The organism is Streptomyces zagrosensis (assembly GCF_014203645.1).
GTDB classification, from domain to species: Bacteria; Actinomycetota; Actinomycetes; order Streptomycetales; family Streptomycetaceae; genus Streptomyces; species Streptomyces zagrosensis.
In genome coordinates this window covers 75,801-102,004 of record NZ_JACHJL010000005.1, presented here as the reverse complement: position 1 = coordinate 102,004, position 26,204 = coordinate 75,801, and the positions used below count along the sequence as shown (strand labels likewise).

The following is a 26,204-nucleotide window of genomic DNA, read 5'->3' as shown; positions in this document are numbered from 1 at the left end:
GACGCTGATCGCCCAGACGCGCATCGCGAAAAACTACAGATAGCCGGGAGCATAGAGAGATCGGCGCTCTCGCCTGAGATCAGTGTCTACGAAGCGCCGCCACAAAACAAGAGCACTGCTCTTTTTTTTGGCTGGTGCTCCCATGGAGTGGCAGACTGACGTGTATGAGCGCGATCAAGGGAGCCAGGGAACGGGCTCGCGACGAGGTAACCGCCGCCATCAAGGAAGAGGCGGGACGGCAACTTGCCCGTGAGGGAGCCGCCAAGCTGTCACTGCGCGCGGTCGCTCGCGAGCTGGGCATGGTCTCCTCCGCCCTGTACCGCTATTTCCCCAGCCGGGACGACCTGCTGACCGCCCTGATCATCGATGCCTACGACGCGTTGGGCGAGGCGGCGGAGACCGCGCTCGCCTCCGCAGCCGGCGGTGCGCCAGCCGAGCGTTGGACCGCCGTCTGCGGGGCCGTACGCAGGTGGGCGTTGGCTCATCCGCACGAGTACGCGCTGATCTACGGCTCGCCCGTACCCGGTTACCAAGCACCCCAGGACACGGTCGGTCCTGCCGCCCGTGTCGGCCTCGCCCTCATTGCCGTACTCCGCGACGCGCACCGGACCGGAGCGCTGCACCCGATGGCAGAACCGCCGGCGCCGGTGCGCGAGGACGCGCGACGGTTGGCGGACGAGCTGGGTGTCGATCTACCTGTCCCGGCGCTGGCCGGGTTCACCGCGACCTGGGCGCAGTTGTTCGGGCTGGTCAACTTTGAGGTTTTCGGTCAGTTCAACCACGTTGTTGAGGCGCGGGAGGCGTTCTTCGATCAGGCTGCTACCGGTCTTGCTCGCCAAGTCGGGCTACTACCCAGGGAGTAGGGACGAGCACCGCGACTGGCTGACGCGCGCCGCTTCTGCGCGGTCTAGCGTTGCGGCATGAGCACGGAACGAGTCCACCGAGTGGGCGAGGCGCGGGAGCCCAGGCGGTGGCGGAGCGATGGGCCACCCTGGCGGCGGTGGACCGACCCACCCGCCGGGCGACTGCCGTGGATATCCTCGCTGGCCCTGGCGCTCGTGCAACTCGTCGGCACCACCGTCGCCTCCCAGCACCAGCAGGACCGGGTTGACCTCAACCCGTTGGCCCGCCTGCTGTTGGTGTTGGGCCCGGCACTGCTCGTGTTGCGGCACCGCTATCCGCGAGCCACCGTCTTTGCCGCCTGCGCCGTCGCCACGGTCTACCTTGCGGCGGGCTTTCCGTACGGACCGATCGTTTTCAGCGTCGCTGTCGCCTGTTTCTCCGCCATCACCATGGGCCACCGGCACGCCGCCTGGGGCGCGGTCGGCATGGCCTGGCTGGGACATGCACTGGTCACGCACTGGCTCTACCGCTGGCTGCCACCAGCCGACGACACCGCCGCCGGTTGGTGGCAGGAGATGGGTATCGCCGCCTGGGTGCTGGTCATCCTCGCCCTGTCCGAACTCGCCCGCGTGCGCAACGAACAACTCAGCCGGGAGCGCATCGAGCGCGAAGTGGCCGAACGTCGCCGCGCTGACGAGGAGCGGCTGCGCATCGCCCGCGAGCTGCACGACGTCCTGGCCCACAGCATCTCGGTCATCAATGTGCAGGCGGGCGTCGGCCTTGCGCTGCTTGACCAGGACCCGGAACAGGCCCGAGCCGCACTGACCACCATCAAGGCGGCAAGCAAGGAAGCGCTCGGAGAGGTGCGGCAGGTGCTCGACAGCCTCCGCACCCCAGGCAGCGCGCCACGCTCGCCCGCGCCGGGCCTGGATCGGCTGCCCGAACTGACCGAGCAGGCATCGGCCGCCGGACTTCACGTCGAGGTCCGCGCCGAGGGCCGCAGGGCCGACCTGCCGCCCGGTGCCGACCTGGCCGCCTTCCGCATCGTGCAGGAGGCGCTGACCAACATCGTCCGCCACTCCGAGGCGCGCACCGCACGCGTAGCCCTGCGCTACGGACCGCAAGAGCTGCACCTGCTGATCGAGGACGACGGACCGGCCAGCTCAGACGCCACCGGCGGGCGTGCGGATAGCATGTCCGGCGGTAACGGGCTGGTGGGCATGCGGGAGCGTGCCGCTGCCTTCGGGGGCACGGTCGAGGCCCAACCACGCCCCGAAGGAGGGTTCAGCGTCCGCGCCTGCATCCCCCTGCCGCACAAGGAGACCCTGTGATTCGCGTCGTGCTAGCCGACGACCAACTGCTGGTACGCGCCGGATTCCGGGCGTTGCTCGCGGCCCAGCCCGACATTGAGGTGGTCGCCGAGGCCGCCGATGGTCAAGGGGCCGTGCACCAGGTCCGTGAACTGCGGCCCGACGTCGTCCTCATGGACATTCGCATGCCGCTGCTCGACGGGCTCGCCGCCACCCGGCAGATCACCGAAGACGCGGCGCTCGGTGACGTTCGGGTGGTCATGCTCACCACCTTTGAGCTGGATGAGTATGTCTTTGAGGCGATTCGCTCCGGCGCGTCCGGTTTTTTGGTCAAGGACACCGAACCGGAGGAACTGTTGCGTGCGGTGCGCGCCGTGGTGGGTGGTGATGCGCTGCTCTCACCCGGTGTCACGCGTCGTTTGATCGCCGAGTTCGCGGCGCGCTCCAAGGAACCCGCTGCCGCTGCCGAGCTGGGACGACTCACCGACCGCGAACGCGAAGTGATGGCCCTCGTCGGCATCGGTCTGTCGAACGAGGAGATCGCCCGCCGCCTCGTTGTCAGCCCGCTCACGGCAAAGACCCACGTCAGCCGGGCCATGGTCAAGCTCGGTGTCCGCGACCGAGCTCAACTCGTGGTGCTCGCCTACGAGTCAGGGCTGGTACGACCAGGCTGGCTTGGCTGATCGAACCAGGCGCTGCCCGCCCCGTCCGGCCGGTGCGCTGTACGCCGCGATACCGCGAGCGCCTAGCCGCTACGGCGGGGGCACAACCCTGGGGTGAGCCGTGGCTCTTAAAACAGGGCTGCCGGCTCCTGGGGCGTGCCCGGTGCCGGACGGATGCGTGCCGTGGTCATGGCCGCAGGGTCCGCTGCCACCAGGGGCCAGCCCGCGAGGTGCCGAGCATCGAGCAGCAGCGGCCGGCCGTCCGTGCCGCACAGATAGACGTCGGGGCCCGCTACCGCCGCCACATGCCCGGCCACCGTGCAGTGCGAGCCGAGCAGCACGAGCCCGTGCGGGGCGGACGGCCCGATGCGGTCGAGCCCGAACGCCGCGTCGTGGTGGACGGGGGCACAGGTCAGCGGGCGAAGCGACTCCGGCAGGGCGGCCAACTCGTGGGCCCGGGCATGCAGCGCGGTGAGCTCGGCGGCGCGGTCCTCGCGCCGCGTCGGATGCTGGCGAGCGGCGCGCTTGGCCGCGTACGGAAAACGATCGGGCACGGCGAGAGCCGCGCCCAGCACCGCCTCTGCGCGGCGCGCGGCCATCAGCGGGCCGCGAGCGAGCAACACATAGGAAAGGGCGGCCTGTTCAAGCAGTCGGGCCCCCTCGCGCTCGGTCGCGGTGATGCCGACCTTGATCCAACCGGGGCCGAACCAGGCGAGATAGACGTCGTACGGTCGTCGGTCGTCGGTGCGGGTGTCGGCGGCGACGGAGTACGAACGGTCGAGGCGGGCGCAATCCGGGCACTGCGCGGAGACAGCCGATGGAGAGATCGGCGCGGCCACCGGGCAGGGCGTGTGCCGGTCACCTCGGCGTACGCCGAGGCAGCCGCGTTCTGCGCGGGTGGTGAACGCGATAAGTCGTCCCGTGGAGAGGGGAGACGCGCGCTCGCCATGGGCCGGATGCCGCCACAGCAGGGCGGGCTCCGCGGCGGAACGCCAGCGCGGCCCGGCACACCGCCAGCCCGCGTCTGCACCGTCTGGGGCGCTCGTGACGTCTGGGGCGCCTGTCCCCTGCGGCGTACGGTCAGCAGTCACGGAGGAACCCGACCGTGTGCCCCGCCCGTGGTGGGCGCCTCCTTCCACGGCACTGCCGTTTCCGCTGGCTTCGTCCGTTCCCGTCATTCATGTCTCTCCCAGACAGTTGGTGACCTCGGGCACGGTCAGACGATGGCCGATGTCTCGCGCCACAACGCGGCGACGGCCGTGTCACCCTCCGTGCGCACTTCCCCGCTCGGCGGCCGGTTCCACAGCGTGAGATAGAGATCTGCCGTCGAACCGATCAGGGTGCATTGCGCCGCCTGAGTTCGCGCCGCGCCCTCAGTGTCCTCATCGATGGCGGTCTGCTGCGGTGCCGCAGCCCCCTCGCCCTGGCGCTCCACCGCCAGCGGCCCGTCCGAGAGACGCACCGTCCAGCGGGCCGCCGTGTCCGTGCTGTGCAGCCGCAGCACAACTGGCTGCTCCGAGTGCACCCGGCTGCGCTCGCGTCCGTGGAAGCCGGTCAGCAACTCATCGACGCCATCCATGGCGAAGTCGGCGTCGATGAGCGAGACGCCCGCGCCGCGCGCCAGTTCGGCATCGACTCGGTGTATCGCGGTCTCATGCGCTTGGCGGCGTGCCCAAAAGGCTCGCGGCGTGGGGCTGGGCAAGAACGTCCAACACTCCAGGTCATCCGGGGCCGAGCGAAGCGCGCTCACCAGCGCGCCATGGCCTTCCCGAAACCACGCGAGCAACTCGGCCCCCTGCAACTCCGGGTCCTGCGGTGGGCGGCGCGGCTCGGTGAGCTGGTGTGCCACAAAGCCGGTAGCCCACCGGTGTATCCGGCCGGTGTGTGCGACGAGATCGCGCACGGTCCACTCGGGGCAACTTGCTACGCGGGCGTCCAACTCGGCTCTCTCTGCGGCATCGGCCAGCAGCTCACCGTCGCGGGCGAGGATCTGAAGCAACTTCGTGGTCTCCATGCCCGGAGTGTGCCAGGAGGCACTGACAATGAGCCTGGACCCCTCCGCGGCGAAGCCGTCGGCCCCGACCAAAAGCCGGCGTCAGCCCCCGCACGGCCGGACGGTGCAACGCCTCGCGAGTGAGTGTTCAACCGTCTGTCGGCCGGAGCGCATGGCGGGTGGCGTACGCGATGGCCGCGGCGATCGCCGCCAGGAGGGCGACCGTCGTGAGCGCGATCGGCAACGTGTACCAGTCGGCGATGAAACCGATCGCGGGCGGGCCGCACAGCATGCCGCCGTAGCCGAATGTCGAAGCGGTGGCGACGCCGCTCGGGCCGGTGAGCGCGCCCGCGCGTTCGATGGCGATGGGAAAGATGTTGGCTAGGCCGAGCCCGGTGATGGCGAAGCCGATGAGCGTGAGCCAGATGGTGGGCGCAAGCGCGCCGAGCAGCATTCCTGCGGCGGCCGTTGCGCCGCCCGCTACCAGAGCCCGAGTTTGGCCCAATCGTTCGAGGAGCGCCGTGCCGGTCAGCCGTCCGATGGTCATGGTGGCGGCGAAGACCGAGTAGCCGGCGGCGGCGATGCCGGGGTGAGCGTTCAGGTCCTGCTTGAGGTGAAGTGCGCCCCAGTCGGCCAGCGCGCCCTCGCCGTACGCCGTACACAGGGCGATGAGCCCGAACACGGAGACCAGCCGCCGGGCCCGCCGGGCCGCTGCCTTGCCGGGCTCGCCGCGTTGACGGCTCCCACCGGCACCGCGGAGTACGTCAGCTCCGTGCATCGGCTCGCGCACCTGGTGTGGGCGTGGCCGCGTTCCGGAGGCTGGCGGCTGCTCGCGCGGCCGTTGTGGCACCGGGTGGGCGAGCAGCGCACGGCCGGCGAAGCCGGTGAGGACGAGGCCGACGACGGTGAGTACGCTGAGCTGGGTGGCGGCCGACAGGTGCCCTGCGACCAGGCCGCCAAGGCCGGCGCCCAGCATGCCGCCGAGGCTGAAAGCGGCGTGGAAACTGGGCATCACGGGGCGGCGTAGTGCGGCCACCAGGTCCACTGCGGCGCTGTTCATCGCCACGTTCAGGCCGCCGTAGCCGGCGCCGAAGACGAGCAGCACCAGTCCGAGGGCGAGCGTCGAGTGGGTGCGCGCTGGCAGCGCGACGCTCAGCGACATCAGCACCGCAGCGGCGACCGTCACCGACTGATGCCCATACCGCTGGCAGAGCCGTCCAGTGATCATCATGGTGGCCACCGCTCCTGCCGAGACGCCGAGCAGGGCGAGCCCGAGGTCGCCGGTCGAGGCGCCGGTCTGCGCTTTGATGGCGGGGATGCGGGCGACCCAGCCGGCGAAGATGAAGCCGTCCAGGGCGAAGAAGAGGGTCAGTGCGGTACGGAGGTGGGCGATGATCGGGTCCACGGCGGCGCCCCTCCGTTTCCACGGGGTGGCCGTCCGTATTTTGTTTAGCGTCGGCACAAAGCCAGAATAGGGGGGTGACCCAGACACGGACAAGACTGGAGCGGGGCCGCGGGGCCCTCGGCCCGGCGCTGGAACTCGTACACACCGGCCGCGCGCCCACCCGCGCGGTGCTCACCGCCGAGCTCGGTGTGACGCGTGCGACTGCGGGCGCCGTCGCCGCCGAACTGGAGGCGCTCGGCCTCATCCAGGTGGATTCCCGACCGGGTGCAGCCGCTGGAACCCAGGGCCGCCCCTCGCATCGGCTCACCGTCGCACCAGGCGGCCCGGTCGTGCTCGCGGCGCAGGTGCACGTGGATGGCTTCCGGGCGGCGCTCGTCGGACTCGGCGGCCAGATCGTCGCCACAGCGCCCGGCTGTATGACGGTGCCGGCCGATCCGGCGGCCGTGCTGGACGCGGTCGTCGCAGCGGGCGCAGGGTTGCTCCGTGCGAGTGGCCGCCGCTGCCTCGGCGCGGGCCTTGCCGTCCCTTCCGCCGTCGCCGAACCCGAGGGCACCGCGCTCAATCCGCTGCATGTCGCCTGGCAGGCCGGCGCGCCGGTACGGGAACTCTTCCGCCGTAGCCTCGCCGACGCGGGCATCCCGGAGCCGGCCGGCGCCCGCAACGGTGCGTACGCCCCCAGCGCGAGCCGCGCAGCCCCCGAGCCCGCCCCTGGCCACCGCCCCCATATCCACCATCAGGCCAGCCTCGGCCACCAGGCCATCGCCCGCGCCGATGCGAGTCACGGCGTGGTGTTCGGCCACACCGGCAATGACGTCAACCTCGCCGCACTGGCCGAACACCGGCACGGCGCCGGCCGTGGCGCCCGACACCTGCTGTGCGTGGCCACAGGACATCGCGGTGTCGGTGGTGCGCTGGTGCTCGATGGACGGCTGCACACCGGCAGCTCCGGACTTGCTCTGGAGGTTGGTCATCTGACGGTGCAACCCGAGGGGCGCTCTTGCTACTGCGGCAGCCGTGGCTGTCTCGATGTGGAGGCCGACCCGTTGGCCTTCTTGGCCGCAGCCGGGCGCGACCTCGGGCCCGAAGTGTCGCTGCTCCAGCAGGCGCGCGAGCTGCTACGCGAGGAGTACGCCGACCCGTCGGTACGGGCCGCCGCCCAGTTGCTCATCGACCGGCTCGGCCAGGGCCTCGCCGGGCTGGTCAACATCCTCAACCCGGACCGGATCATTCTCGGCGGGCTGCATCGCGACCTGCTCAACGCCGACCCCGAGCGGCTGCGCGCCGTTGTCGCGGAGCGCAGCCTGTGGGGCCGCAGCGGTGGGGTGCCGATCCTGCCCTGCACGCTCGACTACAACAGTTTGGTGGGCGCGGCGGAATTGGCCTGGCAGCCGGTGCTCGACGACCCGCTGGGGGCGCTGGGCTGTTGAGCGGACAGCGGTAGGTGATTCCGTACGGGCCGGTGGGGCGCGCCGTAGCCGGGTGGGGCGCGGACGTGCTGGCGGGCACCCCCGCACCCCGCGCTCCCGCGCCCTCGCACCCCGCGCCCCCGCGGCCTCGTACCCCCCGCATCGCCGCACCCCAGGCCCAGGCAGCCGAGGTAGGCCGGGCTGGCGATGCGGCGTCAGCCGCTGGCGGGGGAGATGGGGCCGGGGATCGGGGCCGTTGGGTGCGGCGTCGGGGCGGGCGACCACGTGCCGGGCCCGGCGGCGAGGCGGCTGCTGATTCGCTCCGCGACCGTGTGCTCCGGGTTGGCCAGCAGCCAGCTTCGCGCGTACGCGGTGGCGAGCTGCCACTGGCCGGGGGCGTACTCATCCCGCTCATCCCGCTCAAGCAGCGCGGCCACCAACGAGCCGACACCGCCCGCCGGCTCGCGTCTGAGTAGCCAGTCCAGGCTGTAGCCGATGGCGCGCGCGGCCTGCTCAGCCGTCAGATTCCGGCTGAGCACGAGCCGGAGTAGCGGCTTGGCCTCGTTGCTGTCCGCCCCGTCCACCTGTCGCAAAGCCCGTTCGATAGCGGCCTGTTCATGCTCGTGGGACAGATCGCGGTTGCGTAGCAGCGCCAACAGCACCGGACGGGTCTTGAACGTTCTGCCGCTGGTCCGGGTCAGCAGCGCGAGCGCCTCCTCGGCCGCGTCCCACCGCTGTTCCGCGGTCAACTCAGGCGTGCGTAGCAGCGCGATGATGACGAGCCGCGCCTTGGTCACCCCGTCCGAGCGCAGATACGCCAGCGCCTGCCCCGCCACCGCGCGCCTGTGCTCCGGCAAGAGATCCGCACTGTCCAAAAGCGCCACGAAGTCCCGCCAGCTCAATACGGAGGTCAGCGCCGAGTGCACGGCGGAGAGCATGAGACGTCGTTCCAGTAGCCGCCCCGCGGGCCGACCGCCGCCGTCGTGACCGTGGGCGCGCCCTGTTTGCGTGTCGTCGTCAGCAGTGGGGCTCGTGGTGTCCCTGGTGCCCGACGTGTCCGTGGCGCCCGACGTGCCCGATGCGCCGCCTGTGGTTGAAGGGGCTAGCTCAGCGGTGTTGAGCGGGACCTCGTCGGGCCCGGCCAGCAGCCGTAGCAGTACGGCGCCGCGCTCAGGGTCGTCCGGGTGGGCCAGCAGCCAGGCCCTGGTCTCCTCCACGCTTCGCAGCCAGTGGCCGAACGCGTCGTCCCCGTGGTCGGTGAGGAAGGCCCGAACTGCCGGCGCCCTGGCGTGCTCAGGGTTGACCGCGTACCAATTCAGTGCGTGGACGTTCAGCGCCCGTCGCTGGTCGTCGGCGAGCCGTCGCCGGTCGGCGAGCGCGAACAGCACCCGTGGCGCGTCGGCGGAGCTCTCGCGCGCGGCGAGCCAGCTACATCCAAGAGCGGTCGCGCGCGCGTACGCAGCGCCCGACAGCGGGCGAGCGAGCAGGGCGAGCAGGGGAGCCAGCACCCCGCTGGAGTGATCCGCCGCGAGCAGCCGCTCCACCCGCGCGACGACAATCGCCTCTTGCCGTGCCGTGAGCAGCGGGCAGCCGAGCACCGCGGCGAGCGCGGCGCGTACCGTGCGGCTGGGGGCGCCCGGGTCCGCGGCGAGGGCAAGGGCGCGGTCGGCCAGGTTCTGCGCCTCGGGCGCCGTGAGGCCCGTACAGCACAGCATCGCCGCGATGTCGCTCAGCTGTGGCGCGGCGAGTTGGCCGTTGCCCTGCGGCCAGCCGCGGCTGCCACCGCTCCAGCCGCGTGAACGCAGTACCCGCAGCCACAAGAAGCCGTGGTCGCGGTGTCGCCAGGGACGGCCGAGCCAGCCCACCGCGTGGCCGAGCGCGCGCGCCTCCTGCCCCGCTAGCAACTCCGGGGTGGTGAGCAGCACACACAAGGTGGGGCCCACCTCGTCGCCGAGCCCTTCGGCCGTCCCCACTCCATGGCCCGATTCCAGGTCCGCGCCGGCGGCTGCCGCTGCCACGTCCTGGTCCGGGGCCGCGGCGCCCGCCTGGTCCGCGCTCTGCGGCGCCTCGCAATCGCTACAGCCGCTACAGCCGCCACAGCCGCCACAGTCACCGCAGTCGGCACGGTCGCCACAGGTACCGCAGGCACCCGGGTTATCGGGGCCGTGGCAGTCGGCTGTCCCGGCCCGTGCCGTCAGCCAGTCCAGCGTGGCGTCGGCCGCGCGGCGCGCCTGGTCGCGGCGTACGTTGCGGCAGGACAAAGCGGCGCGGTGTACGGCGGCGGAGTTGGTGTCGGTGCCGTAGGACTCCAACCAGTGCAGGGCGAAGTCGGCCGTACGGCGTAGCCGCTCATCGGACTCCGTGCGCGTGAGCAGGGCACACAGCACCTGGGCGGCGTGGGGCGTAGCGGGGTTGGCCTGGGCCCAGGCCAGCGCGCGTTCGGCCAGGTCTGCCGCGTCCTGGGCCGGGACGCCACCGTCACAGAGCAACGCACACAAAACGTAGCCGGCGGCGAGGGAATCGCCGTACCCGCTCACCCAGTCCAGCGCCATCCGTACCACCTGGGCGCGCTCATCGTCGGCCAGGGCGCGGTGCGGCAGCAGCGGGCCGAGCACCAGCGCCGCCGCCAGGGACGGGGCGTGGCCGTGGTCGAGCCAGGCGAGTGCCTGCTCGACGGCGCGGCTCGCGCGCAACTCAGCCAGGTCGTTCCGGCGTAGCAGGGCATTCAGGACGAACCGGGCCACCGGCTCCGCCTCGTTGTTCGCCAGCCAGGTCAGCGCCAGGCCCGCGGTCTGCTTGTGCTGCTGGCGGTTGAGCTGTGGATGGGCGACCAGCGGGGCCAGCACAAAGCTGGTGGCCCGCTGCGTGGCATGGCCGTGGCCGATCCAACTGAGCGCCAGGGAAATGGCGCGCCGGGCGCAGGCGTGGTCCAAGTCCGTGCGGGACAGCAGCCGGTGCAACACATGGGCGGCGTCCGTGGTGTGGTGAACGTGCAGCCAGTTGAAGGCGAACTGGGTGGCGATCGACAGCCGCTCCGCGGTCAGCGCGCGGTCTTGTCGCAGCAGCGCGCTGAGCACAAAGCGCGCCGCGCGGTGCCGCTTCCACAGCTCAAGCCAGGCGAGGGCGTAGGCCACCACCCGCTCCTGGTAGCCGATGGGCAGATCGCGGCGCTCCAGAAGAGCGTGGATGACATGGTGCGAGGTCTCTGCCTCGGGGCCACCCCGGTACAGCCACGACAGGGCGGCGTCCACCAGGCGCTCGGGCACCTGGGCCGTGGCCGACTCGATGGCCTGGGCCAGCAGCGCACGAGCGGTGGGGGAGCCCTTCTCACGCACCAACCACGGCTGCGCCACCTCGTCCCACACCCCGTCCATGGACGCCCGCCAGGGCCTGCGGCTGAGCAAGGTGAGCAGCGCCTGCCTGCCCTCCTCACCGGACCGCTTGAGGAGCGCGCCGATCCGAGGTGCCTCGGCCCGCAGCAAGCCACCACCGAAGCGGGCCACCTCGCGGCCGTCCGCGTCATCGAGATCGGCGGCCAGCCGCGCCAGGTGACCGGCGAACCCGCCGAAGGTGCGGGCGCTGATCAGGGAGGTCGCGAACACGGCCCGTACCGAGTCCGCGTGCACCGGGCCGGCTGGTAGCAGGAGTTGGCGTACGAGTTCGTCGGTGACGATGTCATGGACCACCGTGAGGTGGTCCTCGTGCGGCTCTTCCAGCCAGCCGAGCTCGGTCAGGGTACGCACGATGTATTCGCCGTCGAGGCCGCTGCCCCGGCCGTCGAGGAAGGCGTCCACCGCCGCGACGACTGCATCCCTTGGCTGCGGACAGGCGTAGGCGGCGACGGTGGCGGCCAGTTGTCGATCGCCGGGCGGGCGAGCCGGTTGGCCGCCGTCGCCCGCCTCCCAGTCGGCCGCATCGGGGGAGCGCAGCCGGTCCTCTTGAAGCCGCGGGTCCAGCCAGGCCAAGAGGTCGTCGCTGCGCCAGCCGGACAGGCGCGGCATGTCCCGGCGGGCACCGAAGCGCCGTTCGATCTGCGCGGCGACGAGGAGCGCGATGATGGGCCGCTGGCCGCACGCCGTACGCAGCGTCGCCTGCCCCAGACCGTCGAGCGCGCGCGGGGCGACCACCGGCAGCATCGCGTCGATCACGGCCGACTGATGCCCAGTGTCCTGACGGAGCGTCACCTCATCGAAGAGCTGCCGGACACCGCGCTTACGCAGCACCGGTAGAGTGCCTGGCCGAGTCGATGCCACACAGGCGACCTGGATGCCGCGCTCGGCCGCGCCGAGCATGAACTCATCGGCCAACGCGCCCAGATCGAGCTGCACACAGGTGTCGAGGTAGTCCAGGACCAGCAGCACCCGGGGGCGCCCGGCGTCGAAGACGGCCTGTTCGAGATGGGCGACGGTCAGCGAGCGCTGTCGGTCGGTACGAATGTGCAGCACATGCCAGTTGTCATCGTGCGCTGCCTGTGCGACCTCGAAGCAGGTGCGGGTCTTGCCGGTGCCCGCCGCGCCCACCAGCAGGACGCCGCGCCCTCGTTCGGGGTTGGTCAAACGGGCCAGCAGCCGCTGCGGCGACGCCTGGCTGTGCGGCCCGGGGCTGACGAACGGCAGCCGCTCGGGCAGCAGATAGCTGCGGGTGCCGCGCAGCTTGCCCAGCACGCTTTCATGGGTGCGGACGTTGGCGGGCAGCGACCGGGGCGCCCCGCCCGGCAGGGGGACTTCCACCGGTTCGGGATTGACCTCGTGGGCGCGCAGATAGCGGGCGAACTTGCCCGTGCCAGCGAGGGAGTCCACGCGGGTCGCGAGGGTGGCGCGGGTCCCGGCCGGAGTGAGGTGAGAGGCGTAGACGCCGACGATCAGGTAGGGCGCATCGGGCCCGGGGTCGCGCGGGCTGAGCACCGCGGCGCCGGAAAAACCCTCCCACGGTGAGCCGGTGCCGGTGAGGGCCGTGGGCTGCGAGGTGTCGTGCCACAGGTCGAGACCGTGGGCGCCGGGCAGCGAGGCGAGTTGGATGGTGCCGGTGGTCTGCCGTCTACGCGGCCGGCCGTCCTCGCGGGCGAAACGGGGGAATCCCATGGCGTGAAAGGCCACCGTGCCGATCGCCTTCGGTAGCCTCCCGAAGCGCAGCGGCGCCAGGTCATCCACCGGTTCGTCCAGGACCAGCAGCGCCAGGTCGTGCTCCGCGTCGAGCACCACCAGCTCGACCGCGGCCTCGCTGGCGCCTTGACGCGGCTCCGGCCGCAGCACCCGGTACGTACAGTCGCCGTCGTCCACCACATGCCGTGCGGTCAGGACGAGTTCGCCGGTCAGCAGGAATCCGGAGCCCCCGTAGCGCACGGTGCCATCCGATCGGCTGACCCGTACCACTTCGACGGCCCGATCTGGCAGGTCTCGCACGCTGTTGTCCTCCCTGGGCGCCGTCAGTCCGGCCGCCGTTCGGGCCGGGAGGCGATCCGTACCTGATCACCCGCGGCCGTTTCGGCGGCGAGCTGCAAGGAGAGGGAGTGCGTCGCGGTGGAGGCGGTGGAGGCGCCGGCATCGGCCGAGACGACCCAGAACTTGAGCCCCGCATGTCCCTCGTGGGCGTTCTCCACGGCTACTTGGAGATCGAGACTGATGGACTCGATACGGAACTTGATCGCCTCGTCCTCGCCGTCAGCCATCGCCTCCGCCAACTCCGCCCGCAGGCCGCGAATCGCCCGCGCAAGCCCGATCTCCGACCCCATACCGCCGCTCCTCTCAAGCCAAGGCCTCACCGTACAACGCGCGCCAGTTGCGGCAGTTGCCTTGGCACGCGATCGCCCAGGGAGGTACGCCCGGCGACCGTTGCTACTCCCCGTGGGGTACGCGAGTTGCCGCTGGTCGTACGACGACCGGGCAGCCGCCACAGACCACGCTCGGTAGGGACAGCACGAGCCCTAACCGAGGAGTCCGGTCACGATGAACACTCTCGCGCATGCCTGGGGCGACGGCGGGGGTCCAGGACCCTGGATTCTGCTCTTTCCTCTTATCTGGGCCCTGGTCATCGGGGGTGGCATCACCGTGTTGCGGCGCACCGTGTGGCGCGGCCGGAGCCAGCGGGCGCGGTCGCTGCCGCCGTGGCCGCACGGGGCGCACTCGCCCCTGACCATCCTCGGGGGCAGGTTCGCCTCCGGGGATATCGACGAGGACGAATACTGGCGGCGACTGTCCGTACTGGACGAGGAGTTCGGCCGCGGCGCCAAGGGCGGTGCCTCATGACCACGCTCCCCACGCCCGCGGGCAGCACAGCGCACACCGTCCCCGATGGCACCAATTACGCCGCTCAGGTGGTGGACGCCGTCAAGGTCTACGGGGCCGGCGCCACCGAGGTCCGGGCGCTGGACGGGGTGAGCGTGGGGTTCCCCGTCGGGCAGTTCACCGCGATCATGGGCCCCTCTGGTTCCGGCAAGTCCACCCTGATGCACTGCGCAGCCGGGCTCGACACCCTCACCTCGGGCTCCGCGTTCATCGCGGACACCGAGCTGAGCGCGCTGGACGACCGCCGCCTGACGCTGCTGCGCAGGGAGCGGGTCGGCTTCGTCTTTCAGGCATTCAACCTGCTCCCGACCCTGACGGTCGCCGAAAACATCAGCCTCCCGCTGGACCTGGCAGGCCAGCGGGCGGACCCGGACTGGCTGGAGAGCCTGATCGATGTGGTCGGCCTCGGCGGCCGACTGCGCCACCGACCCAGCGAACTGTCCGGCGGCCAACAGCAGCGGGTCGCGGTGGCCCGCGCGCTGGCCAGCCGCCCGGACGTGGTCTTCGCCGACGAGCCGACCGGCAACCTCGACTCCCGCTCGGGCGAGGAGGTCCTTGGACTGCTCGGTCGGGCCGTACGCACCATGGCTCGTACCGTGGTCATGGTCACCCACGACCCGGTCGCCGCCGCGCACGCCGACGAGGTGATCATGCTGGCCGATGGCCGCCTCGTAGACCGCATGCCCAACCCGACCGCGGAACGCGTACTGGACCGCCTCAAGGCGTTCGACCGCAGCACCGAAGCCGCCCGCGCGGTGGCGTCATGAGCGGCAACCGCGCCGCTGCGCGGATCAGCCTGGCATCGCTGCGCGCCCACAAGCGGCGCTTTGTGGGAACGTTCTTCGCCGTGCTGCTCGGCGTGGCCTTCCTCGGCGGCACCCTGGTCATGGGGGACACCCTGCGGGCCAGTTTCGACACCATGTTCGGCAACGCGACCAGCGGCACCGACGCCGTCGTACGCAGCGCCGACGCCATCACCACGCCCGACGACGGCGCCGGCAGCAGGGAGCCGGTCGCCACCTCCCTGGCCCGCGACCTCAAGCGCGTGGACGGCGTCGCCGCGGCCGAACCCAGCATCCAGGGCGCCGGCCAACTCGTCGGCAAGGACGGCGACGCGGTCGGCGGCCAGGGCCCGCCCACCCTCGCCGGCAACTGGATCACCGACGAGGAACTGGGCGCCTACCAACTCGCCGACGGCCGCGCCCCTCGGGCCCCGGGCGAAGCCGTCATCAACCGGGGCGCCGCCAAGACCGGCGACCTGGACATCGGCGACAGCACCGTGCTGCGTACCCCGCAACCCGTCAAGATCAAAATCGTCGGCATCGCCACCTTCGGCGGCGAGGACGGCATGGGCCAGGTCACCTTCACCGGCCTGACCCAGGAGGACGCCGAGCGGTATCTGACCGCGAAGCCGGGCCAGGCCGCTAGCATCCAGGTCCGCGCAGGCCCCGACGTCAGCCAGGACGAACTGGTCAAGCGACTGGAGCCGGTGCTGCCAGGCGGCATCGAGGCGATCACGGGGCAGGAGTCGGCCGAGGAAAACCTGGACCAGATCTCCGGTGCCTTCCTGACCATGTTCACCGCGCTGCTGCTGGTCTTCGCCGGCGTCGCGCTCCTGGTGGCCACGTTCAGCATCCACAACACCTTCGCCATCGTGGTCGCCCAGCGCACCCGTGAGAACGCGCTGCTACGCGCCCTCGGCGCCGCCCGCCGCCAGGTGATGGCCGGGGCGCTGACGGAGGCAGCGGTGGTCGGCGTCGCCGCCTCGCTCGCGGGGCTGCTCGGCGGCATCGGCCTGGCGGCCGGGCTCCAGGCCCTCTTCCGGGCAGTCGGCTTCCCCTTCCCCGAAGGTGACCTGGTGATCAGCGCGCTGTCGCTGCTGTTGCCGCTGGTCGTGGGCGTTGTGGTGTGCATGGGCTCCGCGCTGGCGCCCGCACTGCGCGCCGGGCGCACCGCACCGCTGGCCGCGCTCCGCGAAACGGCCGTGGACCACTCCGGTGCCTCCCGCGCCAGGACGCTGACCGGCGCGGTCCTCGGAGCCGTGGGAGTCGGCGTCACCGTGCTCGGGGTGCTGGCCGATACCCCCTCGGTCATGCTGACCGCCATCGGCTCGGTCCTCACGCTGGCCGCCTTCGTGGTGGTGGGCCCGGTGGCTTCCTCGCTCGCGGTACGCGCCCTGAGCGGGCCGCTCGGCTCACTGCGCGGGGTGACCGGCGCGCTCGCCGGGCGCAACGCGCTGCGCAGCCCCAAGCGGACGGCCGCGACCGCGACGGCGCTGATGATCGGCGTGAGCGTGGTGTCACTGTTCACCGTCTTCGCCGCATCGTTGAAGGCGACGATGAACGAGACCGTCTCGCGGACCTTCGCGGGCGATGTCGCGGTCAGTGTCCCGGCGTTCGGCGGTGGCGGCTCCGGGCTCAGCCCCGGCCTCGCCCCCGCGCTGGACAAGCTGCCGCAGGTGGACACCGCGCTCGGCCTCGGCCGCGGCGTCGCCAAGGTCGATGGCAGCGGACGCCAGTTGACCGTCACCGACCCGGCCGCGCTGTCGGGCGTGCTGAACCTCGGCGACGTGGAAGGCAACTTCACCGGCCTTGGCAAGAGCGGCATCGCCGTCTCCGCAAGCGAGGCCGCCAAGCACCACTGGCGCCTCGGCAGCACCACCCAACTCACCTTCACCGATGGTCAGCGGCAGTCGTTCACGGTGCGCGCGGTGTACGAGGAGAAGGACCTGGCAGGCGAGTACATCATCACCCGCGAGGCCTGGGCCCCGCACCGGGCACAGGACGCCGACAGCCTGGTCGCTGTCTCCTTCAAGGACGATGAGGCGGCGTCCGATGGCAAGGAGGCCGTAGAGAAGGTCGCCATGAACTGGGGCAACCCGGAGGTACAGACCCGGGACGAGTGGGCGGAGTCATCGGCGGGCGGCATCGACATGATGCTCACCCTCGTCTACGCGCTGCTCGCCCTCGCCGTGCTGATCGCGCTGCTCGGCATAGCCAACACGCTCACCCTGGCCGTGCACGAGCGCACCCGCGAACTCGGCCTGCTGCGCGCGGTCGGCCAGACCCAGGCCCAATTGCGCGCGATGGTCCGCTGGGAGTCGGTGCTCGTCGCCGCGTTCGGCACGCTCGGCGGGCTCGGCCTCGGCGGCTTCCTGGGCTGGGCGCTGGTCAAGGCCGCGGTGAACTCGGGCGATGGCGCCTTCGCCCTGCCGCCGCAGCAACTGGCCGTCGTGGGCCTGGTGGGCGTGGCGGCCGGTGCGCTGGCGGCCTGGCGACCCGCGCGCAGGGCCGCGCGCCTGGACGTGCTGCGCGCCATCGCCACCGAGTGACCCAGGCCCCGGCTCGCGACGCTGCACGAACCTGAGCGGCAGCGTCCCGGTCCGGTCCGGTCCGGTCCGGTCCGGTCCGCGCCGCGCCTGGGGCCGCGCCGAGCCGGTGGGCAGGGGGCTGCGCCTCCTGCCCACCGGCAATCCCAGCCGTGCCGGCAATCCCAGCCGTGCCGGCAATCCCAGCCGTGCCGGTAGCGCCGGCGAAGCCGTGGTCAGTGGGCCGCCGTGGCCTTGACGGCATGGCGCTCGATCAGCGGCATCCCGCGCAGGACGGGTTCGACCGCGGGGAGTGGTGTGCCGCGGGCGGGCTCGGCCACGGGGAGCGACGGTTCGTAGGGGAGGCGTTGCATCGATCGGGTGGCCGTCTGCCGCGCGGGCAGCGCGAACCACACGGTCTTGCCGCCGTCGTCCGTGCGCACGCCCCAGCTCGCGCTGACGGCCGCGATCAGGGCGAGCCCGCGCCCATGGGTGCCGAACGGGTCGGCCTGCGACGCAGTGGGCTCCCGCGGATCGCCGTCGCGGACGGAGATGGTGAGCTGATTGAGCACCCAGACGATGTCCACGGTGCAGCGCTTGTCGGGCTCGGCGTGCACATACACGTTCGTCAGCAACTCGGAGACGCCGAGCGTGGCCGGCTCGATGAGTTGGTCCAAATGCCAGTAGCGCAACTGCGCCGATACGATTCTGCGGACCTGGCCGATCCGCTCCGGGAGAGCCTGGAGCTCTACGGTGCAATGCCGGTTTGTGCTGCTGATCACGGCTGCGGCTCCCTGAGGAAGTAGGGCTAGCCTGCGTCAGGTGCGGGCGAAGAGGGGGCGCGCCGAAGGTGACCGCCGCGCACGACCAGTGTGCTGGTTCTCAGCGTTACCACTGGTGAACTCTCGGTGACACTGATACTCGTCTCAGGGTCACGTCATCCGCCCGCTTGCGCAACTCGCGCGTCAGCCCGTGCCGGGCTGCCCCTGTGCGGAACGCACCACATCCAAAAACCGCCGTGCGGCGTTAGAGCCATCCGTGGTCCCCGCCTCGCGCTGCCCGAGGGTCAGCAAATAGCGGGTGCCGTTCACGGTGGCGTGTGCCCGGTCCCGGGCCGCGAACCATGGCTTGCTCGCTTGCACCGACCGCAGTGGGGCGCTGTCGATCTCACGGCCGTAACTGGTCAACAACTCCAGCCTGCCGTCCTTGATCAGCACCTGTCCGGCGCGGGTGACCGACCGCAGAAAGCGTTCGATTCGTACCCCGGTCGCATTGAACTCGGCTTCCGCCACGATCCACGCCTCCCTATGTGTGGGCGACTGCGCCCGCTGCGCACCCGGTCTTCGGCCTAGCCGTCACCGTACTCCCATGAGGCAGTTTGCCTGCCGCGAGAGCCGGGCACCAGTGCCCATTTATGATCAGAATGGGTCAGGTCCGCTGCCGGTCCCAAGGAACAGTGCGAGGAGTGGCGTGTACAGCACCGAGACGATCGACGTGGACCGCACCGACCCGGCCTACCGGGCCTGGCTGAACGAGGCGATCCGCAAGGTGCAGGCGGACGCCAACCGCTCGGCCGACACCCATCTGCTGCGCTTCCCACTCCCCGAGCAGTGGGGCATCGACCTCTACCTCAAGGACGAGTCCACCCACATCACCGGTAGCCTCAAGCACCGCCTGGCGCGCTCGCTCTTCCTCTACGGGCTGTGCAATGGCTGGATTCGCCCCGGCAAGCCCGTCATCGAGGCGTCCAGCGGCTCCACTGCCGTCTCCGAGGCGTACTTCGCGCGGCTCATCGGGGTGCCCTTCGTCGCCGTGATGCCCCGAACGACCAGCCGCGAGAAGTGTCGTTTGATCGAGTTCCACGGCGGCCAATGCCACTTCGTGGACGATCCGCGCACGATGTACGCCGAGTCCGCAGCGCTCGCCGCCGCCACCGGTGGCCATGCCATGGATCAGTTCACCTACGCCGAGCGGGCCACCGATTGGCGGGGCAACAACAACATCGCCGAGTCGATCTACCAGCAGCTTCGGCTGGAGCGCTACCCCGAGCCCACCTGGATCGTGGCGACCGCGGGCACCGGCGGCACCTCGGCGACCATCGGGCGGTACGTGCGCTATTGCATGTACGACACGCTGGTCTGCGTCGCTGACCCGGAGAACTCCTGCTTCTTCGACGGCTGGGCCTATGGCGACGTGGACGCGAGTAGCGAGCGCGGCTCGCGCATCGAGGGCATCGGCCGCCCGCGCATGGAACCCAGCTTCGTCACCGGGGCGATCGATCGGATGATGAAGGTCCCGGACGCGGCGAGCATCGCCTCCGTGCGTGCCCTGGAGGCGGCCATCGGCCGCAAGGCGGGCGGCTCCACCGGCACCGGGCTGTGGAGCGCGCTGAAGATCGTCGCCGAGATGGTGGCCGCGGGCCGCACCGGAAGCGTCGTCACCATCTTGTGCGACCCGGGCGACCGTTACCTCGACACGTACTACTCGGACGCCTGGCTTGCCGAACAGGGCCTGGACATCGCGCCGTACGCCACGACGCTCAACCGCTTTTTGGCCGAAGGCGTCTGGCGGTGACGGCCCCATGGGGCCGCGCCGGCCCCGGCACCCCCACCGAAGCCGCCACGCGTGCGGCGGCGCCGTTCTCCACCCTTGGCCCGCTGACCACCGATGTGGCACCCGCGTACGACCACAGCACCTCGCCCCAAGCCGCCGCAGCGCACCGGCCGTAGCCGATCGAGGCAACTACCCGCCTGCAAAGCGTTCACGGTGCCGGGTCCGCACGCTCCCCGGCCACCACCAGCTCCCGCAGTTCATCCGCCATCTCCTCGCGTGCCGCGCGAGACAGCGCCGCGTCCGTGACCAACACATCCACCTCGGCCAGCGAGGCGAATGAACTAAGCCCCACCTTCCCCCACTTGGTGTGATCCGCGACCACGACCACCCGCCGCGCGGACCGTATGAAATGCCGATTGGTCTCCGCCTCGGCCAGGTTCGGCGTGGACAGGCCCGCCTCGGCCGAAACGCCGTGCACCCCGAGGAAGAGCACATCGAAGTGCAGTGAACGGATCGCCGCGTCCGCCACCGGACCCACCAGCGCGTCGGAAGGCGTACGCACCCCGCCGGTGAGCACCACGGTTGCCGCCCCACCGGGGCGCTCCCGGTTCCCGGCGTGCTCCGCAGCCGCGTCGGCCGCCCGTCGTGCGCTGTGGAACACATCGGCGATCCGCATGGAGTTCGTCACCACGGTCAGCCCCGCCACCTCCACGAGCTGCTGGGCGAGCGCGTACGTCGTCGTCCCGCCGGAGAGCGCAATCGCACTGCCTGGAGTGGCGAGTTGGGCGGCCGTTCGCGCGATGTCCTCCTTCGCGCTCAGCTCCATCCCGGACTTGGCCTCGAACCCCGGTTCGTGGGTGCTCGCCTCGGTGACAGGTACGGCCCCGCCGTGCACCTTTTCCACCACGCCGAGCCGGGCCAGCGCATCCAGGTCGCGGCGCACCGTCATGTCCGACACCTTGAGCTTGCGGGTGAGCTCGTTGACTCGCGCACCTCCGCGTCGCCTGACCTCATCGAGAATCAGGGCGCGCCGCTGCTCCGCGAGGAGGTTTTGGTTGTCACTCACGCCGCCCGTCCCTTCCGACCAGCCGCTGATGTCCGCGGACATCTTCGCATGCGGATACGGCGTGCCCGGATCGGGCACAATCGCCCTAGCGGGGGGACATGGCGGCCGGCCCGACGCGGCTGCCGCACCGCTGCGAGCATCTCAGCATCACCACACCGGATCGGGGGACACGGTGACGCCAATGACGCGACCGGACGACGAGGCCAACCCAGAGCGCACTCACGACATAAGACAGCCCACGAGTCTCACGGACACCATCCAAGCAGCCACGACGGCCCCACCCGTCACGGCATGTGCACCCGCCTCACTAGCCATGCCAGCACCACCTGCCGCACCCATGGCACCGAACCCATCAGCCACGCACCCCAAGGCGGCCTCACGGGCCGACACACCGCCGCACGACCCACCGCCCGAGGCCGAACTCGCCCTGGAACTACTGGTCCACGGCGTCGGCGGTGCCACTCCGTCGAGCATGCTCGACGCCGACCCCAGGGTCCAGCGGATGTTTGGCGATGAGACCGCGGGCGTCTACCGTCGCACTGAGGACGCCGACGCCGAACAGCGTCCCGCCGACTACCGCGACCGGCCGGTGCCCGAGGCGTACTGCTGGTCCGGGCTCACCTCGGGAGATGGCACCCGCGCCCTGTGGCTGCTGCTGCTCCCCTTCATGGTGATCAACCTCGCGCACTGGATGCGGCCCGCCGCCGACCGCCGCGAGGGCACCGTACGGCTCTACGGCGTATTGGTGCGGCTGATCGCGCTGACCCTGACGGTGCTGCTGGTCGCCGCCGTCTGCGAGGTGGCGCTCGACCTGGTGGCCTGGCAGTGCGCGGGCTCCGCCTCCTGCACGGGCGGAAGGGGCTGGATGGACTTCGCGGCGCCGGCGGGCGGCGGTTGGTGGAGCCAGCCGGGCCGTAGGCTCGCCCTGGCCGCCGTGGTGCCGCTGGCCGTCATCGTATTGCTGTCGCATCTGTCCACCCGGACCTGGAGCGCCTACGAATCATCGGCGCCCATCGAGCGCCAGGTCAACGAGGACGACGTGTCCGCCGCCCACCACCCGGCGCTGCGCCTGCCTGGCTTTTGGTACGGCCGCCGACTGGTGGCTCGGTTGCAGGCCGTGCACACGGCCGCCGGGCTACTCACCATCGCCGCCGCCCTGACCCTCACCGCCGCCCGCTACGACCGCGCCCCCGGCGGCTCCGCCCTGTTGGACGCCACCGGCTGGGCGCTACTCGCAGTCATCCACCTGGCTGGCCTCGTGGTGCTGTATGTGATGTGCCGCAGGGGGCGCAGCGAGACGACGCCCGACCACACCCTCGATCGGCTCACCGCGCACCTGCTGCCCGGCATCTCACTCATCTTGCTGGTCCTGGCCGCCGGGTACGCGGGCTGGTCCCGCCCCGGCTGGGCTTCGAGCGGGCGGCTGCCGGGCGACCAGATGTTCGGCGTCATCGCCCTCACCCAGATCACCCTCATCGTCCTTCTCGCCGTGGTGGCCGCGGTGCTCCACCGCTCCGCCGCCCGCGCAGGACACCGCGGAGGACTCGGCCCGCAGCACGTCAAGCGCGGACCGAAACCACCCACCGGGCGGGTACGGACGCCGCTGTGGGGACTGGGCGGGCCCGCTGTCGCGGTGCTGGCCTGCTCGGTGGGCGGGGTGCTCACCGGTGGTGTGGCGCAGCGCATCGCGGACTGGCTCGACGGCGGCGCCACGCCCGGCATGGGCGGCGGCCCGATCGCGGGACCGCCGGTGTTGCTGTCCTGGCAGGCTGCGGTGATCCCGCCGCTCCTGGTGTTCCTGGTGCTGCTACTCCTGGCCTTTGTGTGGGGCGTGCAGCGGGTTCGGCTGCGGCTGATTCGCACGGTGCCGGACGGCTACCCGGGCGAGCGGCCCGACAAGGTCCGCACCGAGAAGATCGCGGGCACTATCGCCCGCGCCGGCATCACCGACTCCATGCCCTGGATCATCGGCCCCGTCGCCCTGCTGACGTTACTGCTCGGCTGCCTGTCGGTGGCCGGCGCCTGGGGCACGGGCGAGGTGCCGGGGCGGGCCGCCGACGGCACGCCCGCGGTCATCGACGCAGCCGCGCAAACCGCGCAGGCGCTGGGTTCGTGGCTGGTGGGCGTCGCGTTCGCGCTCTTCATCACCTGGGGCCGGCGCGCCTACCGGGACCCGGGGGCCCGCCGTACCATCGGCATCCTGTGGGACGTCGGCACGTTTTGGCCGCGCGCAGCCCACCCCTTCGCACCGCCGTGCTACGCCGAGCGGGCCGTGCCCGACCTGACCTGGCGCATGCAGACCTGGACCGAACGCACCGGCGGCCGGCTGGTCATCTCGGGCCACTCGCAAGGCAGCGTGCTGGCGGCGGCGGCCGTATGGCAGCTCAACTGGCGTACCCGGCGACGGGTCGCCCTGCTGACGTACGGCTCACCGCTGGAGCGGTTGTACGGGCGCTGGTTCCCCGCCTACTTCGGGCCCGCCCAGTTGTCGTCACTGCACGCCGAGGTGCATTGCTGGCGCAACCTGTGGCGCTACACCGACCCGATCGGCGGCCCCATCGAGCCGTCCGCCCTAGCCGATGCGCGGCCGGCCGACGACCGGCCACACATCGACTGCGATGCGCTCAAGGACCCGCTCGTCTACGGCCGGACGGCAGAGCACCCGTTGCCGGCGCCGATCCGGGGCCACTCCGAGTACCAGGCGGACCCGGCCTTCGTGAGGGAGCGAGCAGGGCTACTGGCCCGACTTCCCGGTGACGGGGTGCCCCGCCCCAGAACGGCGGCGTCGGCCCCGGACGCGCTGCTGGGCCGGCCCGCTGACGGCCCTGACACGGGCCGCAGCGCGACTGGCGAGGAGTGAGGCCCACAGCCAAGTCGTGGAGTGCTGCCCCGCGGGGTCAGGGCAGCTCGGGGAGGTCCTCCGGATAGAGCAGGGTGAGGTCGTCGGTGCTCGGGTCGGGGTGTTGCGCAACCCGGCCCGCGTGCCGCTCGACCATTGCCTCGAACGTCTGCCGGGCGGTGCGCCCGTTGCCGAACCCCGCGTCCTTGGGGATCGCCGTGAAGTACTTGAGCAGGGACTCGGTCGTGCCTTCGCCGAGCCGGTACTCGTGCTCGTCGGACTGCTGCTCCACGATGCGCACCAGTTCCTCGGGCACATAGTCGCCAAAGGTGATGGTCCGCGAGAAACGCGAGGCCACACCGGGGTTGACGGACAAGAAGCGCGCCATCTCCGCGGTGTATCCAGCGACGATCACCACCACCGCTTCCCGGTGGTCCTCCATCAGCTTCACCAGCGTGTCGATGGCCTCGCGCCCGAAGTCACGCCCGGAGTCCTCGGGGGAGAGGGCGTACGCCTCGTCGATGAACAGCACCCCGCCGCGGGCCCGCTCGAACGCCTCCTGGGTACGGATCGCGGTCGAGCCGATGTGCTCGCCGACCAGGTCAACGCGGGAGACCTCCACCAGATGTCCGCGTTCCAACACCCCGAGCGAGGCCAGGATCTCCCCGTAGAGCCGGGCAACGGTGGTCTTGCCGGTGCCCGGCGAGCCGGTGAAGACCAGATGCCGGCGCGCGGACGCCGCCTTCAGCCCGGCTCGTTGACGCCGCCGACCGACCTCGATCATGTCGGTCAGGGCCCGCACCTCGCGCTTGACGCTCTCCAGGCCGACCAGCAAGTCGAGTTCGCCCAGCACGGCATCGGGTGGCCGGACGGGCTCCGGTTCCGCTGCCGGCTGGGGGGCTGCGCCACGCTGCCCCGGTAGGCTGCCGAGGAGCCCGACCGTCTGCACGGCGGGCGCTCCCGTGGTGGCCGCCGGGCCGGTTGCGCCGCCAGAGGACGGCCCGTACGGGATGGGCGGTACGCCATGTGCGGCGCTCTCGTCGCTGGTGCAGTCCTCGCTGATCGGCCCCGGCTCGGCGAACTCGTAACCGCTGCGCGCACAGCGCTCGGTACGGCACCGTGTCAGCGTGCTGCGGCAGCCGTCGATGACGTGGAAGCCATAGCCGCCGCTGCCAGTCACCCGACAACCGTCGAAGGAGCCCCGCCCCTCGGCTGATACATAGAACCCGGCCTCGGTGGGCGAGGTCACCGTGCAGCGCTCGATCGTCGGGTCGGCGCCCTTGGTGACGATCACTCCGGTGGCCACGGTGTCGATGGTGCAACCGGCGAGGGTGCCGCCGCTGCCGTGGTCGCGGAACCAGGCTCCGGTGGCGGCCTCGCGTATGCGACAGTCGTCGAGTTGCGCGCTGGCGCCGTCGCTGACCGAGACGGCCGTGTTACGGACCTGCGAGAGGTCGCTGTCCACGACGTCCACCCGCGAGCCGCGGTCCAAGACGAACAGCGCATCCGGCACGTCGTGCACCCGGCACGAATCGAGTACCGCCGCTGCCCCGTCACTCACCCACACCGCCGGGTAGTCGCCCGTGCTGTCGTAGATCTCACACTGGTTGGCGTCCACCCGGGTGCCCGGGTCCCACACCGAAAGCCCGTTGCGCCCAAAGCGCCGCACCGTGGATCGGGTCAGGGTGAGCACCGAACGCGAGCGGAGATCTATGGCGTTCTCCGGTACGTCGTGGACGTCGCAGTCCGCCAGCGTCAACACGGCGTCCGTATCGAGGTTGACCCCGTCCGCTGTGGTGCGGTGGACCTGGCAGTCGGTCAGCAGCGCCGCGGCACGGGTGGCGACCTGTACGCCCGAGCCCTTGATCTCGTACACCTCGCAGCCCACAGCCTCCAGCGTGCTGCCCTCACCGGTGATTGAAAGCCCAGCGCCGCTGGCATGGTGCACGCGGCAGCGCTCAAGCCGCGGATGCGCCCCGCCGCGCACCGAGACGCCGGACTGGCCGGCCGCCACCACCTCGCAGTCCTCGAAGATCCCGCCCGCGCCATCCAGCACGCTGAAGCCGATGCCGGCCGGGTTGTCCACGGTGCAGCGGCGCACCGTGGGGCGCGCGCTGCCGCGTACTTCGATGCCCACCGCTGAGCGCGTGGCCACCCGCACATCTGCCAGGTCCGGCGTCCCATCCTCGATCAGCAGGGCCGGGGCCGCCGAGTCCTGGCCCTCGATGTGGAGATCCCGTACGACGGCGGAGGCGCGCACCGTCAGCGCGACGCCCTCGGTGGGGGCGATCCGCACCGCGCCCCGGGCCCCCTCCGGTCCGCGCAGCGTGACGGCCCGCGTCAGGACCACGTTCTCCCGGTAGGTGCCCGGGGCGACGGTGAGTAGATCGCCGTCCCCCGCGGCCTCCAGCGCCGCCATGAGCGAGGCGTACTCTCCTGTGCGCCGCCGCCACCGCGACGTACCGCTGTGCGTCACCTGGACCGAGCCCTGTGCCATGGTGCTGCTGTGCCCCCACCTCATGCGTGCATCGACCGG

General features: G+C 71.4%; 18 protein-coding genes and 1 pseudogene. 10 read left to right on the top strand and 9 right to left on the bottom strand.

What is annotated here, in order from left to right; genetic code table 11:
• Positions 1 to 164 precede the first annotated feature (164 nt).
• The 3 genes from FHS42_RS11680 to FHS42_RS11670 are packed head-to-tail and all read left to right on the top strand — an operon-like array spanning position 165 to position 2,836.
• On the top strand, positions 165 to 863 hold the full coding sequence (locus FHS42_RS11680) for a TetR/AcrR family transcriptional regulator (protein ID WP_184571832.1): 699 nt from the start codon (positions 165 to 167) through the stop codon (positions 861 to 863).
• Positions 864 to 920: 57 nt separating this feature from the next.
• The gene (locus FHS42_RS11675) at positions 921 to 2,174 is read left to right on the top strand and encodes a sensor histidine kinase (RefSeq protein ID WP_184571829.1); all 1,254 of its coding nucleotides are present in this window, start codon (positions 921 to 923) and stop codon (positions 2,172 to 2,174) included.
• A complete protein-coding gene (locus tag FHS42_RS11670) occupies positions 2,171 to 2,836 on the top strand; it encodes a response regulator transcription factor (RefSeq protein WP_184571827.1) in 666 nt (221 codons plus the stop codon). Before FHS42_RS11675 ends, FHS42_RS11670 begins: the two co-directional genes overlap by 4 nt.
• A gap of 107 nt (positions 2,837 to 2,943) precedes the next feature.
• On the opposite strand, the gene FHS42_RS11665 is transcribed toward FHS42_RS11670, so the two are convergent.
• From FHS42_RS11665 to FHS42_RS11655, 3 genes are all read right to left on the bottom strand, one after another.
• Positions 2,944 to 3,906: a DUF2797 domain-containing protein gene (locus FHS42_RS11665; protein ID WP_312866839.1), complete on the bottom strand. Its 963-nt coding sequence runs from the start codon at positions 3,904 to 3,906 to the stop codon at positions 2,944 to 2,946.
• Positions 3,907 to 4,031: 125 nt separating this feature from the next.
• Positions 4,032 to 4,829 carry a maleylpyruvate isomerase family mycothiol-dependent enzyme gene (locus FHS42_RS11660; RefSeq protein WP_184571823.1) on the bottom strand — a complete coding sequence of 266 codons (798 nt, stop codon included), beginning with the start codon at positions 4,827 to 4,829 and terminating at the stop codon, positions 4,032 to 4,034.
• Positions 4,830 to 4,956: 127 nt separating this feature from the next.
• Entirely contained in the window at positions 4,957 to 6,270 is a 1,314-nt protein-coding gene (locus FHS42_RS11655) for an MFS transporter (protein ID WP_184571821.1), read from the bottom strand.
• A 17-nt stretch (positions 6,271 to 6,287) separates the two neighbouring features.
• Here FHS42_RS11655 and FHS42_RS11650 point away from each other — a divergent pair, with 17 nt between their 5' ends.
• Positions 6,288 to 7,640, top strand: coding sequence for an ROK family protein (locus FHS42_RS11650; RefSeq protein WP_184571819.1), 1,353 nt, complete (start codon positions 6,288 to 6,290; stop codon positions 7,638 to 7,640).
• 194 nt (positions 7,641 to 7,834) lie between these two features.
• Here FHS42_RS11650 and FHS42_RS11645 read toward each other — a convergent pair whose 3' ends face one another.
• Entirely contained in the window at positions 7,835 to 13,021 is a 5,187-nt protein-coding gene (locus FHS42_RS11645; protein WP_184571817.1) for a S1 family peptidase, read from the bottom strand.
• A 23-nt stretch (positions 13,022 to 13,044) separates the two neighbouring features.
• Entirely contained in the window at positions 13,045 to 13,350 is a 306-nt protein-coding gene (locus tag FHS42_RS11640) for a trypco2 family protein (protein WP_184571815.1), read from the bottom strand.
• 214 nt (positions 13,351 to 13,564) lie between these two features.
• Here FHS42_RS11640 and FHS42_RS11635 point away from each other — a divergent pair, with 214 nt between their 5' ends.
• From FHS42_RS11635 to FHS42_RS11625, 3 genes are read left to right on the top strand one after another with little or no spacing between them, the layout of a single operon-like run.
• The gene (locus FHS42_RS11635; RefSeq protein WP_184571813.1) at positions 13,565 to 13,864 is read left to right on the top strand and encodes an SHOCT domain-containing protein; all 300 of its coding nucleotides are present in this window, start codon (positions 13,565 to 13,567) and stop codon (positions 13,862 to 13,864) included.
• The gene (locus tag FHS42_RS11630; RefSeq protein WP_184571811.1) at positions 13,861 to 14,670 is read left to right on the top strand and encodes an ABC transporter ATP-binding protein; all 810 of its coding nucleotides are present in this window, start codon (positions 13,861 to 13,863) and stop codon (positions 14,668 to 14,670) included. The genes FHS42_RS11635 and FHS42_RS11630 overlap by 4 nt, the downstream gene beginning before the upstream one ends.
• Positions 14,667 to 17,234: an FtsX-like permease family protein gene (locus FHS42_RS11625; RefSeq protein WP_184571809.1), complete on the top strand. Its 2,568-nt coding sequence runs from the start codon at positions 14,667 to 14,669 to the stop codon at positions 17,232 to 17,234. Before FHS42_RS11630 ends, FHS42_RS11625 begins: the two co-directional genes overlap by 4 nt.
• A 212-nt stretch (positions 17,235 to 17,446) precedes the next feature.
• On the opposite strand, the gene FHS42_RS11620 is transcribed toward FHS42_RS11625, so the two are convergent.
• Both FHS42_RS11620 and FHS42_RS11615 read right to left on the bottom strand, forming a co-directional pair.
• Positions 17,447 to 17,992 (bottom strand): ATP-binding protein, encoded by a 546-nt coding sequence (locus FHS42_RS11620; protein ID WP_184571807.1) that lies wholly within the window; start codon positions 17,990 to 17,992, stop codon positions 17,447 to 17,449.
• 183 nt (positions 17,993 to 18,175) lie between these two features.
• A complete protein-coding gene (locus tag FHS42_RS11615; protein ID WP_184571805.1) occupies positions 18,176 to 18,502 on the bottom strand; it encodes a hypothetical protein in 327 nt (108 codons plus the stop codon).
• 178 nt (positions 18,503 to 18,680) lie between these two features.
• Here FHS42_RS11615 and FHS42_RS11610 point away from each other — a divergent pair, with 178 nt between their 5' ends.
• On the top strand, positions 18,681 to 19,784 hold the full coding sequence (locus FHS42_RS11610) for a PLP-dependent cysteine synthase family protein (RefSeq protein WP_312866837.1): 1,104 nt from the start codon (positions 18,681 to 18,683) through the stop codon (positions 19,782 to 19,784).
• A gap of 59 nt (positions 19,785 to 19,843) precedes the next feature.
• A pseudogene (locus tag FHS42_RS39060) lies at positions 19,844 to 19,924 on the top strand (phosphomethylpyrimidine synthase ThiC); the annotation flags it as partial.
• 47 nt (positions 19,925 to 19,971) lie between these two features.
• Here FHS42_RS39060 and FHS42_RS11600 read toward each other — a convergent pair.
• Positions 19,972 to 20,829 (bottom strand): DeoR/GlpR family DNA-binding transcription regulator, encoded by an 858-nt coding sequence (locus tag FHS42_RS11600; RefSeq protein WP_184571801.1) that lies wholly within the window; start codon positions 20,827 to 20,829, stop codon positions 19,972 to 19,974.
• Positions 20,830 to 21,166: 337 nt separating this feature from the next.
• On the opposite strand from FHS42_RS11600, the gene FHS42_RS11595 reads away from it, so the two are divergent.
• Positions 21,167 to 23,689: a lipase family protein gene (locus tag FHS42_RS11595; protein ID WP_246494571.1), complete on the top strand. Its 2,523-nt coding sequence runs from the start codon at positions 21,167 to 21,169 to the stop codon at positions 23,687 to 23,689.
• A gap of 37 nt (positions 23,690 to 23,726) precedes the next feature.
• On the opposite strand, the gene FHS42_RS11590 is transcribed toward FHS42_RS11595, so the two are convergent.
• Positions 23,727 to 26,165 (bottom strand): right-handed parallel beta-helix repeat-containing protein, encoded by a 2,439-nt coding sequence (locus FHS42_RS11590; RefSeq protein ID WP_184571799.1) that lies wholly within the window; start codon positions 26,163 to 26,165, stop codon positions 23,727 to 23,729.
• Between the last annotated feature and the right edge of the window lie 39 nt (positions 26,166 to 26,204).